The 12,566-nt window shown below is 72.9% G+C and carries 11 protein-coding genes and 1 pseudogene; 1 reads left to right on the forward strand and 11 read right to left on the reverse strand.

Features of this window, described 5'->3' with window-relative positions; all coding sequences use genetic code 11:
- A pseudogene (locus tag FGF04_RS41385) lies at positions 1-201 on the forward strand (diacylglycerol kinase); the annotation flags it as partial.
- Between the two features lie 55 nt (positions 202-256).
- Here FGF04_RS41385 and FGF04_RS30300 read toward each other — a convergent pair.
- The 11 genes from FGF04_RS30300 to FGF04_RS30350 all read right to left on the reverse strand — a co-directional run bounded on the left by FGF04_RS30300 (position 257) and on the right by FGF04_RS30350 (position 12,557).
- Complete coding sequence (locus FGF04_RS30300; protein WP_149514561.1) at positions 257-1,549, reverse strand: cytochrome P450; 1,293 nt, start codon at positions 1,547-1,549, stop codon at positions 257-259.
- 198 nt (positions 1,550-1,747) lie between these two features.
- Positions 1,748-2,413: a response regulator gene (locus tag FGF04_RS30305; RefSeq protein WP_149514562.1), complete on the reverse strand. Its 666-nt coding sequence runs from the start codon at positions 2,411-2,413 to the stop codon at positions 1,748-1,750.
- Positions 2,410-3,792 carry a sensor histidine kinase gene (locus FGF04_RS30310; RefSeq protein WP_149514642.1) on the reverse strand — a complete coding sequence of 461 codons (1,383 nt, stop codon included), beginning with the start codon at positions 3,790-3,792 and terminating at the stop codon, positions 2,410-2,412. Before FGF04_RS30310 ends, FGF04_RS30305 begins: the two co-directional genes overlap by 4 nt.
- A 100-nt stretch (positions 3,793-3,892) precedes the next feature.
- The gene (locus FGF04_RS30315) at positions 3,893-4,567 is read right to left on the reverse strand and encodes a response regulator (RefSeq protein WP_149514563.1); all 675 of its coding nucleotides are present in this window, start codon (positions 4,565-4,567) and stop codon (positions 3,893-3,895) included.
- On the reverse strand, positions 4,564-6,075 hold the full coding sequence (locus FGF04_RS30320) for a sensor histidine kinase (protein ID WP_149514564.1): 1,512 nt from the start codon (positions 6,073-6,075) through the stop codon (positions 4,564-4,566). The genes FGF04_RS30315 and FGF04_RS30320 overlap by 4 nt, the downstream gene beginning before the upstream one ends.
- 10 nt (positions 6,076-6,085) lie before the next feature.
- Complete coding sequence (locus tag FGF04_RS30325) at positions 6,086-7,219, reverse strand: acyltransferase family protein (RefSeq protein ID WP_149514565.1); 1,134 nt, start codon at positions 7,217-7,219, stop codon at positions 6,086-6,088.
- A gap of 118 nt (positions 7,220-7,337) precedes the next feature.
- The gene (locus FGF04_RS30330; RefSeq protein ID WP_149514566.1) at positions 7,338-8,396 is read right to left on the reverse strand and encodes an alpha/beta hydrolase; all 1,059 of its coding nucleotides are present in this window, start codon (positions 8,394-8,396) and stop codon (positions 7,338-7,340) included.
- Between the two features lie 176 nt (positions 8,397-8,572).
- Positions 8,573-9,448, reverse strand: a complete 876-nt coding sequence (locus FGF04_RS30335; protein WP_149514567.1) for an alpha/beta hydrolase — start codon at positions 9,446-9,448, stop codon at positions 8,573-8,575.
- Between the two features lie 358 nt (positions 9,449-9,806).
- On the reverse strand, positions 9,807-11,018 hold the full coding sequence (gene kynU, locus FGF04_RS30340) for a kynureninase (RefSeq protein WP_149514643.1): 1,212 nt from the start codon (positions 11,016-11,018) through the stop codon (positions 9,807-9,809).
- A 61-nt stretch (positions 11,019-11,079) separates the two neighbouring features.
- Positions 11,080-11,940: a tryptophan 2,3-dioxygenase family protein gene (locus FGF04_RS30345; protein WP_149514568.1), complete on the reverse strand. Its 861-nt coding sequence runs from the start codon at positions 11,938-11,940 to the stop codon at positions 11,080-11,082.
- A 203-nt stretch (positions 11,941-12,143) separates the two neighbouring features.
- Complete coding sequence (locus FGF04_RS30350; protein ID WP_149514569.1) at positions 12,144-12,557, reverse strand: DUF3151 domain-containing protein; 414 nt, start codon at positions 12,555-12,557, stop codon at positions 12,144-12,146.
- Positions 12,558-12,566: the final 9 nt, after the last annotated feature.

The following is a 12,566-nucleotide window of genomic DNA, read 5'->3' on the forward strand; positions in this document are numbered from 1 at the left end:
GGGGACGGGGGCGGGGCTCGGGTCGAGGTCCGGCCCGCCTCCGTCGGCGCGTCGGCCGCGCCGCTGGAGGCGGTGGCCCGGACCATCACCGTGTCCGGGGCGGACTTCCGGTACCGGGCGGACGCGGTGGTGGGCGGACCCGTGCGGACACGGACCTGGGTGGTGCGGGAAGGCGCCTGGGGGCTCACCCTGCCGAGGTAGCGCGCGGTCCGTCCGGTACCGGTGGTACGTGGTCTGTCCGGGGGCGGGCGGGGCGTCACACCTCCACGAGCAGTTCCTCCAGTCCCCGGATCACGAAGTTCGGCTTGCGGCGGGGGTCGGCCGCCGGGCGCAGCGACGGGGCCTGCTCCAGCAGGGCGCCCATGGACGCCGCCAGCTCGATGCGGGCGAGCGGCGCCCCGATGCAGTAGTGGATGCCCGCGCTGAAGGAGATGTGCGGGTTCTCCCCGCGGGACAGGTCGAGGGTCTCCGGGTCGGTGAACACCGCCGGATCGTGGTTGGCGGACCCGAACAGCAACGCCACCTCGCTCCCCCGCGGGATCACCGTCCCGTCGACCTCGATCTCGTCCAGCACCCACCGCTCGAACAGCTGCAGCGGGGTGTCGTACCGCATCAGCTCCTCCACCGCCGTGCCCACCAGGCTCCGGTCGGCGCGCAGGGCCGCCAGCTGCTCCGGGTGCCGGAACAGCGCCCACCAGCCGTTCACCGTGGCGTTCACGGTCGCCTCGTGGCCGGCGTTCAGCAGCAGCACGCACGTCGAGATCATCTCCTGCTCACTGAGCCGGTCGCCCTCGTCGTGGGCCGCGATCAGCCCCGAGACCAGGTCGTCCCCGGGCTTCTCGCGCCGTACCGCGATCAGCTCCCGCAGGAACTGCGTGAACTCGACCGACGCCCGCACCGCCTTCTGCGCCGTCTCCTCGGACGGGCTCAGCTCGTACATCCCGCAGATGTCCGCCGACCAGGGCCGCAGCTGGGCCCGCTCGGACTCCGGGATGCCCAGCATCTCCGCGATCACCGCCACCGGGAGGGGTTCGGCGACGTCCTTCAGCAGGTCCCCGCCGCCTGCCTCGACCAGGGCGCCGACCAGCTCGGACGCCAGCCGGTCCACGTACGGGCGCAGCCGGTCCACCGTCCTCGGCGTGAACGCCTTCGACACCAGCCGCCTGATCCGGGTGTGGTCCGGGGGCTCCAGGTCGAGCATGCCGTGGTCGTTGAGTACGTGGAACGGTTCGTGCTCCGGGGGCGGAGCGGTCCGGCCGAAGTCCTCGTGGGTGAAACGGTGCTGGTAGGTGCGGCCGAGGCGGCGGTCGCGCAGCAGCGCCGACACGTCCGCGTGGTGGGGGATCAGCCACTGGTCGGTGGGCTCGTAGTAGTGCACCCTGCCGTGTGCGCGCAGGTCCGCGTACGCGGGGTACGGGTCTTCTACGAAGGTCTGGTCCCAGGGGTCGAAGGACTTCGGGGGTGCGGAGGGTTTTGGTGGTGCGGAGGGTTTTGGAGGTGCGGAGGTCTTCGAAGGTACGGGGGGCTTCGAGGGGTTGATGGCTGCCATGAGCGGACGCTAGTCGGGGTGTGCCCGTCTGAACAGGGCCGTTCTTCTCTTGATCGGGCTCCGCCGGGGGGGCCGGTTCCTTTCGTCTGCGGGTCGTGGGGGCTGATCGCGCAGTTCCCCGCGCCCCTAAAAAGCGGGCTGTGAGGGCTGGAGGCGTAGTCCCCGCGCCCCTGAGGAGCTGGCTGTAAGGGCTGGTTGTCAGGCTGGGGTGACCAGTTTGGCTTCGTAGGCGAAGACTGCCGCCTGGGTTCGGTCCCTCAGGCCCAGCTTTACCAGGATGCGGCTCACGTGCGTCTTTATGGTGGATTCGGCCACCACCAGGCGGCTCGCGATCTCCGCGTTCGACAGGCCCTGGGCGATGAGGACCAGGACCTCCGTCTCGCGGTCGGTCAGGTCCCCGTAGGCCGCGTGCGCGGTGGCCGGGAAACGGGGCTCCTGGGACAGCTTCGAGAACTCCGTGATCAGCCGCTTCGTCACCGACGGGGCCAGCAGGGCCTCGCCGGCCGCCACCACCCGCACCCCGTCCGCGAGCTGGCGGGCCGAGGCGTCCTTGAGCAGGAAGCCCGACGCTCCGGCGCGCAGCGCCTGGTACACGTACTCGTCGAGGTCGAACGTCGTCAGCACGAGCACCTTCGCCGTGCCGTCCGCCGCCACGATCTCGCGCGTCGCCTCGATGCCGTTCATCTCGGGCATCCGGATGTCCATCAGGACCACGTCCGGCGTCAGCTCCCTGACCCGGTCGACCGCCTCCCGGCCGTTGACCGCCTCGCCGACGACCTCGATGTCCGGCATCGCGCCGAGCAGCACCGAGAACCCCTCGCGGACCATCATCTGGTCGTCGGCGATCAGCACCCGGATGCTCATGCCCCGTCCTCCGCCGGCCCGGCCGACGGGACCGGCAGGAAGACCGCGACCTCGTAACCGCCGTCCTCCGTCGCCTCCGCCGTCATCTGCCCGTCCAGCATCGACACCCTCTCCCGCATCCCCGCGATGCCGTGCCCGGCCCCCGGCGACGGCTTGACCAGCCCGGTGGGCGGGCCGTTCACTATGCGCAGCCCGAGCCCGCCGAGCACGTAGCTGACCTCCACCTCGGCGGAAGCGCCCGGCGCATGGCGCAGGCTGTTGCTCAGCGCCTCCTGGACTATGCGGTAGGCGGACAGCTCGACGCCCTGCGGGAGCTCCCGTACCGCTCCGGTGACCGTGCTGTCGACCTGGAGGCCGGCGTCGCGCACGTTCGACAGGAGGCGGTTCAGGTCCGCCAGCTTGGGCTGCGGGGCGTCCGGGGCCTCGTAGTCCTCGGCGCGTACGACGCCCAGGACCCGGCGCAGTTCGGACAGCGCCACGACGGCGTTCTCCCTGATCACCTTGAAGGCGTACTCCAGCTCCGGCGGGGGGTTCTCCACGCGGTACGGCGCGGCCTCCGCCTGGATGGCGACCACCGACATGTGGTGGGCGACCACGTCGTGCAGCTCACGGGCGATCGTCGTGCGCTCCTCCAGGAGAGTGCGCCTGGAACGCTCGTGCGCGGTCACCGTCTGCTGGGCGGTCACCTTCTGCGCGGCCTCGCGGCGCACGTGCCACACCGTGACGACCAGCAGGGCCAGCGCGCTCACGAACAGGAAGGGCATGGTGTTCGTGTAGTAGGCGTCGCCCCTGAAGAGCAGCTCCACGACGAGGCCGTAGACCGCGGTCACGCCCCACATCCAGGCCGCGGTGCGGGGCCTGGTGCGCATCGCCACGACCGTGAGCACGACCAGGTGGGTCGCGAAGGCGCCCGGACGCCAGGGCCAGTCCTCGTTCCAGTCGTTGCCGAACAGGGCCGTGAACGGTGTCAGCGCGAGGGAGACCCAGAAGGCGCCGATCGGCCTGATCAGGGTCAGCGCGATCGTCCCCAGCGCCAGCAGGCCGGTCAGGAACTGCGCCGGGTCGCCGCCGCCGTTGCCCGCGAGGGATATGAGGAACGCCATCACGCCGGCCAGCAGCACCAGGGCGTGCGGGAGCCGGGTGGCCCACTCCCTCAGGCGCGGCGGCAGCAGTCGCATGAGGGGACCGTCCACGCGCATCTCCGGAAGCGGGTGGAGGGCGAAGGGGTCGTGGAACAGGTCCTGTCGCAGCCCCTGCGACACGTTCATCGCCAGCTGTAGCTCGGGGCTGCGCGGCCGTCCGCCGGCCGGCCGGGTCGTCTGCGTCTGGGTCGTCTCGGTCACACAAGAACCGTAGGCCGCGGCGAAGGGGGTGGTCATCACCAGTGAGAGGGGTCCTGCGGCCTCCCTCTCAGGTACTACGGGTCCTGGCTGGCAGATCAGGGCGCGGTCGGCCGCCGGCAAGGGGTGCGGTCAGCTGTCAGTAACCGGTGGGGCGCACCAGCCCGCACTCGTACGCGAACACCGCCGCCTGGGTGCGGTCCCGCAGACCCAGCTTCACCAGGATGCGGCCCACGTGGGTCTTCACGGTCTGCTCGGCGACGAAGAGCCGCTCGGCGATCTCCGCGTTCGACAGACCCTGCGCGATGAGGGCGAGGACCTCCGTCTCGCGCTCGGTCAGCTCGCCGACGCGCTGCTTGAGCGGGGCCCGGGGCGGGGAGTCCAGCCGGGAGAACTCCGCGATGAGGCGGCGGGTGATCCCCGGCGCGAGCAGCGCGTCGCCCGCGGCGACGATCCTGACCGCCTCCGCCAGCTGGTCGGCCGACGCGTCCTTGAGCAGGAACCCGGAGGCCCCCGCCCGCAACGCGTCGTACACGTACTCGTCGAGGTCGAAGGTGGTCAGCACCAGGACCCTGATCCGCGGGGTCTCGTCGGTGATGCGGCGGGTCGCCTCGATGCCGCCCAGCTCGGGCATGCGGATGTCCATCAGGACGACGTCCGGGGCGAGTTCGGCCACCTTCGCGATCGCGTCCAGGCCGTCGACCGCCTGCCCCACCACCTCGATGCCGGGCTGGGTGTTGAGCAGCACCGTGAAGCCCTGCCGGACCATCTGCTGGTCGTCGGCGATGAGTACGCGGATGGTGCCGCTCGTCATGTGGTGTCTCCAATGGGGTTCTCGGGGTCGGTCGTCGGGTTCGTGGGGCCGGTGAGGAGGAGGTCCTCCAGGACCGAAGGGCCGGGCGACCCGTGGTCAAGAATCCTGCGGTCGGGAGTCCCGTCATCGGGAGCGCCGCGGTCGGGAGTGCCACGGTCGCCCGGTGCGGAGTCGTCGGCACCGGCGGCAGCGGCACCGATGGTGGCGGAACGGGCGGTGGCGGAGCGGGGGAGGAACGCCGCCACCGTGAAGCCGCCGCACGAGGTCTCCACGGCCATGAGCGTGCCACCGAGCATCGTCGCCCGTTCCCGCATCCCGAGCAGACCGTGGCCCGCGCCCGGCGAAGGCGGGGCGGTGCCCCGCGGCGCCGAGTTGACGACGCGGATCTGCAGGCCGCGCGGGAAGTGCGTGAGCTCCACCCGCACCGTCGCCCCGGGCGCGTGCCGCAGCACGTTGCTCAGCGCCTCCTGGACGATCCGGTACGCGGACAGCTCGACGCCGGGCGGCAGCGGCAGCCGCTCACCGCTGACCTGCGAGGTCACCGTCAGTCCGGCGGCACGGGTGTTCTCGATCAGGACACCGAGGCGGTCGAGGGTGGGCTGCGGGGCGTGGGGGGCGGCACCGGCGCCGGGCGCGCCGAGCCCGTACGGGTCGTCGGGGTTCTCCGAACGCAGCACTCCGAGCACCCTGCGCAGCTCGGCGAGCGCCTCCAGGGCGTTCTGCCGGATGCCGTCGAGGTTCTCCTTCAACTCGTCCGAGGGGTTCTCCACCAGGTGCGGGGCGACCTGGGCCTGGATGGAGATGACCGACATGTGGTGGGCGACCACGTCGTGCAGCTCGCGGGCGATGCGGTTGCGCTCCTCCAGGAGGGTGCGGCGGGAGCGTTCCTCGGCGGTCAGGGACTCCTGCTCGACCAGTTGGCTGCGGGCCTCCCTGCGGCCGCGCAGGGCGATGCCGAGGAGGACGACACCGGCGAAGAGCGCCACCGCGACGACACCGGTCGGGGAGTGGTCCGCGGCGCCGACGAGCCCTTGCACGACGTAGGTGACCAGCGCGGTCAGGCCCAGGGCCTGGGTGGCCACGCGGGCGGGAACCCGCAGCGCCAGCAGGAACAGCACCAGCGCGTGCGCGGCGATCATGGCCGGTCCCCACGGCCACGGGGACGACATGTCGGCCTGCCCGGACAGCAGTTGGGACCGTGCGCCCATGGCGATCGCCAGCGTGGCCGTCAGGGAGAGCCACAGGGCCGGAACCGGCCGCCACAGCGCCAGCCCCACCGCCGTGCCCTGCGCCAGCGAGCACAGCAGGCTGTAGTTCTCGTTCTGGCGGTAACCGCCGGTCATGTACTCGACGTTGATCAGCATGAGGCCGAACGAGGCCAGCAGCACCAGGCCGTGCGGCAGCCAGCGCAGCCACACCGAGGGGGGAAGCGGATCCGCCCTGCCGGTCCACAGGTCGTCGCGCAGGGTCCGCAGTCCGCGCGCCAGCCTCTTCTCCACCGCCCTCATCCGCACCACCCTAGACATGGCGAACCGCCCCGTCCCTCGTCTTTTCGGGCCGTCGTGGCCCCTCCTCCTCGTAGCCCCGGAACGCGGCCCGGCAGACCATGAGGGCCAAGGCGAGGACCGGGAGCCAGGCAAGGCGGAACATCACCCAGGTGACACCGTCGGGCCGGTCGTGCAGGCCTGGGAGGCGGCCCGCGAGGAGGCCGGTCGCGGTGACCGCCATCAGGGCCGTCTGGTGCCACAGGAAGATCGTCATCGCGGAGAGGTTGACGGACGCCACGCACGCCCAGGGAACGGGCCGTCGCATCGCTCGCCGCAGCGGCTCCCGCAGGAGCAGGGCGAGGCCGCACTGGGCCGTACCGAACGTCACGGCGGCCAGGGTCGGCGGGTCGAGGTTGGAGACGGCGGCGCCGGGGACCCCGACCATCGACGCCGGGTAGCCGCCGTACGCGATCAGCGCCGCCGTCACCGCCGTGCCTCCCGCGAGCAGCACCCAGCCGGCGCGCCGGGTCAGCTCGCCGCGCGTCCAGGCCGCGCCGAGCGTGAACGGCACCAGCCAGCCCGCCGCCACATTCACCCAACCCGGCCAGGACGGGCCGCCGAGCCCGAACCGGACGAGGTCCACGTGCAGGACGACGGCCAGCGGCCACAGCGGGTTGACCCGCGCCACCAGCGGGGTCAGTGCCGTGAGCCCGGCGAACACCAGCAGGAACCACAGCAGTGACAGGACCAGCTTCAGCAGGGCGCGCACGGTGTCCACGTCCGCGCCCGTCAGGAGCAGGCCGGCCACGGCCAGGGTCCAGACGCCGAGCACGGCGGCCACCGGTCCGAAGAACCGGGAGAGCCGTGTCCGCAGCCACCGCCGGTACGTGGTGCCGCGCGCCCGCGCCGATGCGTAGCTCCTGGTCGCCACATGTCCGCCGACCAGGAAGAACACGGCCAGTGTCTGGAGGAGCCAGGAGACGGGGGCCAGCCACGGCAGGTACGTCAGCGGGCTCGACGTGTGCAGGGTGCCGCCGTCGGCTACCAGGGCGGTGACGAGCCAGTGACCCAGCACCACGCCGAGTATCGCGAGGGCGCGCAGGGCGTCGACGCCGCGGTCGCGGTCGGGCGGGGTCGCCGCGTCGATCCGCTCGGCGAGCGTCACGCGTGCGGCGGTGCCCGCGGCGGCGGGAGGAGCAGGAGAGGGAGGAACGGGAGCGGCAACGGTGGGAGCGGCAGCAGCAGTTCCGGTGCCTGTGCCGGGAATCGGTCGGCGTATCGCCTCACGCATGAGTTACCTCCGACGTCCGGCCCAGAACGATCCTGGCGAGGTTGGTCAAGGACACCGAGCCCGGTCTGAAGTAGTCGCTGTGGCCTCCGTCGCCTGCCGCGAACACACGGGCGCCGAAGGCCTTCGACACCGGGTCGGTACCGAAGCCCACCGTGGTGCCGAACAGGTCGGCCGTGGTGTGCGGGACGGCCGCGATCCAGTCGTCCGCGCCGCGGCCGGCCCAGACACGGGCCCCCGTACGCAGGTCGGCTGCGGACTCCGCTCCGGTGCCGGGGCTGCCGAGGAGGACGAGGTCGGTGATGCCCCGGCCGTTCACCGCGCGGGCGCCCACGGCCGTCCCGTACGAGTGGCAGAGCAGGGAGATGCGGGCGCGGGCGTTCAGTGCCGTCAGCCGGGTGGTGAACGCCCGGAGGTCGGGGGCCGCCTGTTCGGCCCGGGCCGTGGTCAGGGCCTCGGGGCTGATCGTGCCGGGCGTCTCGTAGCCGAGCCAGGCGATCACCGCCGCGCGGGTCCCCAGCTCTCGGTGCAGGGCGAGGGCTCCCGCGCGGAAGCGCTCGTACGTGTCGAGGCTCGTGTCGGAGCCCGGGACCAGGACCGCCACCCGGTCGGCCCGCGCCAGGTCGCCCAGGACCTCGACGGCCCGGCCGGGGCCCCGTGCGTCGAAGGAGAGGTAGTGACGGGACGGGTCCGCCATGGCGCGGACGGCGGAGGCGCGGCCGTGGTCGCCGTGGGCCGCGGCCATGCGGGACGCCTCGGCGGCGTTCGCCCGGTTCGCCGCGTACGCCCGGTCCAGGGTCGCCGCGGTGACCGTACCGATGCGGGCCGGGGCGGGAGCCGGTATCTCCGGGTGCGCCGCCGCGGCGAGCGGGACGACCACGGCGCCCGTGACCAGCAGGGCGAGCAGGCCGCGCCTCAGTCTGCCGCCGATGCCGATACCGATACCGATGCTGGCCTGCGACAGGCCCGGCTCCGGTTTCAGCCTCGGCTCCGGCTTCGGCCTCGGTTCAGGTGCCTGCCGGGAAGTCTTCCCGGGCCTCCCCCACGTCCACATGGCTCGCCCCGTCCAGTCCGCCCGTCCGTCGGGCTCCACTGGAAAGGAAGGTATGGATCGGAGACCCTGGTCGGCGTCCCGCCAGGGAGCTCACCTGGGAGGTGGCTCTCAGGTATTACGGGTATCACGACGGGCCGAGGCTCATGGCTGGGGCCCACGGCCGGGACCCGGTCCGGCTACCAGGCCAGCTGTGTGATCTCCTCCGCCACCACCGCGCACGCGTCCGCCGCCGGGTCGATCAGGGGGAAGTGGCCCACGGCCTCCAGGAGCGTCAGGCCCACCACCTCGCCGGCCTTCGCCGCCGCCTCCGCGTACGCCTCCGCGACCGCCTGCGGCACGACGGCGTCGGTCGTGCCCTGCACCAGGGTCGTGGCGATCCCCGTCGGGAGGAGCAGGGCCGGGTCGGCGTACGGCTGCCTCTCCTCGAACTTCTCCTCCCCGCCCAGCAGTTGCAGCGCGGCCCCGGAGCAGACGTCCAGTTTCTCCGCGACCGCGAAGTCCGCGATCGGGGCCAGCGCCACGACACCGCGCAGCGGGGCGGGCCGGTCCAGGCGCCAGGGCGCGTCGTCCGGCAGCAGATGACGGGCCGCGGCCCAGAGGGCCAGGTGCCCGCCGGCCGAGTGGCCCGTGACCACCGTGCGGCGCGCGTCCGCCGCCGGGAGCGCCTGCCGCACGAGCGCCGGCATCGCGTCGAGCGCCGCCGCGACGTCGTCGAAGGTCTCCGGCCAGCGCCCCGCCACGTGACCCGTACCGCCCTGCGCCGGGATCGTGCCGCCGCGCCGGTACTCGACGTTGGCCACGGCGAAGCCGCGCCTGGCCAGGAAGTCCGCGAACGGGGTGATGTGCCGCCGGTCGTACGGGGCCCGCCAGGCGCCGCCGTGCAGGACGACGACGAGCGGGGCCGACTCCTCGCCGCCGCGCGGGGCGTAGAAGTCGACGACCTGGTCGGGGTGGTCGCCGTACGCGGCGGTGGCGTCGGGGTCGACGGGCGGGTGCGAGAAGGCCGACTCCTCCTCCGCGGCGTCGCGGGCGCCATGTGCGTCGTCCGGCATGCTCCAACCTCTCAGCGGTGCGGTGTGTGTCCCGGAGCCGGGGGKTTCGGCCGGTGTGCGGCGGGGCTCGGGTCGTTGGCCCGGACGTTATCAGGCCGGTGACGTGCGGCTACACGGGGTCGTGACGCTTGGTCAGGGGGAGCCCCCTGTCGGCTTGTTGCGCGTCTCGTGGTGTGGGGGCGCCGTGGGGCCTTCCCTTCCCGACCCTTCCGGGGGCTGCGCCCCCGGGCCCCCGCTGTCGCGCTGCGCGCTCGTCCTCAGACGCCGGACGGGCTGAAAAACCTCAGGCGTCGGCCGGACTGAAAGACGCGCAGCTCGTCCGGCCTGCAAGAGGACCTACGACGAAACCGCTCCCCGCTCAGAACATCTCCCCCAGCACCCGTGCCGCCCGCTCCACCTCGCCGAAGCCCACGTACAGCGGGGTGAAGCCGAAGCGGAGGATGTCGGGTTCCCGGAAGTCGCCGATCACGCCGCGGGCTATGAGGCGGCGCATCACGTCGCCCGCCTCCGCGCAGCGCAGTGCGACCTGGCTGCCGCGCGACGCGTGCGCGGTCGGGGTCACCGATTCCACCGCCCCCGTCGGCACGTACGCCTCGACGCACTCCAGGAAGAAGTCCGTCAGGGCGAGGGACTTGGTGCGGACCGCCTCGATCGGGACGTCGTCCCAGACCTCCAGGGCCGCTTCCAGGGCGAGCATGGAGAGGATGTCCGGCGTGCCGACGCGGCCGCGGACGGCGCCCGGGGCCGGGGCGTAGTCCGTGCTCATGCCGAAGGGGTCGGCGTGGGAGTTCCAGCCGGGGAGCGGGGAGTCGAAGCGGGGCTGGTGGTCCCGGCGCACATAGAGGTACGCCGGTGCGCCCGGGCCGCCGTTGAGGTACTTGTACGTGCAGCCGACCGCCAGGTCCACGCCGTGCTCGTCGAGGCCGACCGGCAGGGCGCCCGCGCTGTGGCAGAGGTCCCAGACCGACACCGCGCCCGCCGCGTGGACCGCCGCCGTCAGGCCCGGCAGGTCGTAGAGGCGGCCCGTGCGGTAGTCGACGTGGTTCAGGAGCACCGCCGCCGTACGGTCGCCCAGGGCCCGCGGCACCTCGTCGGGGGCGACCGGGCGCAGCGTGCAGCCCGTCAGCCGGGCCGCCGACGCGGCGATGTAGCCGTCCGTGGGGAACGTCGTCGCGTCCACCAGGATCTCGTCCCGGACGCCCACTCCCTCCTCCCGGCCGCCCGCGCCCCCGCCGGCGAGGCGCACCGCGCCCACGACCGCCTTGAAGATGTTCACGCTGGTCGAGTCGCCGACGACGATCTGGCCCGCCGCCGCGCCCACCAGCGGCGCGATCCGGTCGCCGATCCGCTCCGGCGCCGTCCACCAGCCGCTCTCGTCCCAGGACCGGATCCGCAGCGAACCCCACTGCCTGCGGACGACGTCCTCGATCCGGCCGGGCACCGAGCGCGGCAGCGCGCCCAGGGAGTTCCCGTCCAGGTACACCGTGTCGTCCAGGACGAACTGGGCGCGCAGGTCGGCCAGTTCGTCGGCGGCGTCGAGCTTCGCCGCCTTGTCTGCCTTGTCCGTCATCGTTGCCTTCGCTGCGTTCATCGCGCTCGCGGCCTCGGCCGCGACGGGCCCACCGTACGGCTCAGACATGCGACCGCGCCGTCCACAGCTCGGGAAAGACGTTCTTGCGGGCCCGCTTCTCCAGCCAGGCCACACCGGCCGAGCCGCCGGTGCCCGTCTTGGAACCCATGGCCCGCCGGGTGGCGACCAGGTGGTCGTTGCGCCAGCGCCAGACCAGTTCGGCGACGTCCGTCAACGCCTCGCCGAGCCGCGCCAGTTCGGAGCTCTCGTCGCCCGCGTACAGGTCCGTCCAGACGGCCTCGACCTCGGGCGAGGGCTCGTAGCGGCCGGACACGTCCCGCTGGACGACCGACGCCGGGATCGCGTACCCGCGCCGCGCGAGCAGCCGCAGCACCTCGTCGTACAGGCTCGGCTCGTGCAGGGCCTTCTCCAGCTCGGCGTGGACGCGGGGCGCGCCGCGGTGCGGTACGAGCATCGACGCGGACTTGTCGCCGAGCAGGAACTCCATGCGCCGGTACATGGCCGACTGGAAGCCGGAGCCCTCGCCGAGGGCGCTGCGGTACGAGTTGAACTGGGCCGGGGTGAGCTGGCCGAGGGGCTTCCAGGACGCGTTCAGCGCCTCCAGCTCCCGTACCGACCGCTTCAGCGCCGCCACCGCGACCGGTACGCGGTCCTCGCGCAGCGCCTTCGCCGCGGTCTCCCACTCGTGCACGATGACCGTGAACCACAGCTCCATGACCTGGGTCGTCACCAGGAAGACCATCTCTCCGGGGTCGTCGGAGAGGGTGTGCTGGAGGTGGGTCAGGACGTCCGCCTGGACGTAGTCCTCGTACGGGGTCGTGCCCTGGAAGTCGAGATGCGGGGTCTCGGGCTCCGAAGCCGCCTCGTGCGCCGTGGCGGGGGGCTGAGCCTGTTGGGACATCGCTGTCTCCTGCTGTACTCCGGGTAGCGGTCCGCCCCTGCCGAATTCCGACACGGGGGCCCCGGTCCCCAACCGGCATCCTCCACAATCGTGCCCCAGAACCGCAAGGTCCGCCTGGTCACACCAGGCGGACCTGCACATACGTGGCTCCGCGGGGTCCGGAGGGCCCGGGGACCGGCCGGGCCGGTGGAGCCGGCCGGGGCTCAGCCCAGGGTGCGGGCGGCGGTCTCGGAGGAGTCCTTCAGGAACTGCGAGCAGCGCTCGTACTCCTCCTGCTCGCCGATCGCCTGCGCGGCGCGGGCGAGACCGTGCAGGGCGCGCAGGAAGCCGCGGTTCGGCTCGTGCTCCCACGGCACCGGGCCGTGGCCCTTCCAGCCGCTGCGGCGCAGGGAGTCCAGGCCGCGGTGGTAGCCGGTCCGGGCGTACGCGTACGACTCGACGACGCTGCCGCGCTCGTACGCCTCGTCGGACAGCCGGGCCCAGGCGAGCGAGGAGGTGGGGTACTTCGCGGCGACGTCGGCGGGGGACGTGCCGTTCGCGAGGAGTTCGCGTGGCTCCGGGTCGTCGGGGAGGTGGGTCGGGGGCGGTCCCCCGAGGAGGTTCTCGTGAATCGACATGGGTTCAAG

The sequence above is a fragment of the Streptomyces apricus genome (assembly GCF_008369065.1).
Lineage (GTDB): Bacteria > Actinomycetota > Actinomycetes > Streptomycetales > Streptomycetaceae > Streptomyces > Streptomyces apricus.

What these genes read in the sequence shown, in the direction of transcription:
- FGF04_RS30300 (WP_149514561.1), bottom strand. Translation starts at nt 1,549, where the DNA reads ATGGCAGCCATCAACCCCTCGAAGCCCCCCGTACCTTCGAAGACCTCC.
- FGF04_RS30305 (WP_149514562.1), bottom strand. Translation starts at nt 2,413, where the DNA reads ATGAGCATCCGGGTGCTGATCGCCGACGACCAGATGATGGTCCGCGAG.
- FGF04_RS30310 (WP_149514642.1), bottom strand. Translation starts at nt 3,792, where the DNA reads ATGACCACCCCCTTCGCCGCGGCCTACGGTTCTTGTGTGACCGAGACG.
- FGF04_RS30315 (WP_149514563.1), bottom strand. Translation starts at nt 4,567, where the DNA reads ATGACGAGCGGCACCATCCGCGTACTCATCGCCGACGACCAGCAGATG.
- FGF04_RS30320 (WP_149514564.1), bottom strand. Translation starts at nt 6,075, where the DNA reads ATGAGGGCGGTGGAGAAGAGGCTGGCGCGCGGACTGCGGACCCTGCGC.
- FGF04_RS30330 (WP_149514566.1), bottom strand. Translation starts at nt 8,396, where the DNA reads ATGTGGACGTGGGGGAGGCCCGGGAAGACTTCCCGGCAGGCACCTGAA.
- FGF04_RS30335 (WP_149514567.1), bottom strand. Translation starts at nt 9,448, where the DNA reads ATGCCGGACGACGCACATGGCGCCCGCGACGCCGCGGAGGAGGAGTCG.
- kynU (WP_149514643.1), bottom strand. Translation starts at nt 11,018, where the DNA reads ATGACGGACAAGGCAGACAAGGCGGCGAAGCTCGACGCCGCCGACGAA.
- FGF04_RS30345 (WP_149514568.1), bottom strand. Translation starts at nt 11,940, where the DNA reads ATGTCCCAACAGGCTCAGCCCCCCGCCACGGCGCACGAGGCGGCTTCG.
- FGF04_RS30350 (WP_149514569.1), bottom strand. Translation starts at nt 12,557, where the DNA reads ATGTCGATTCACGAGAACCTCCTCGGGGGACCGCCCCCGACCCACCTC.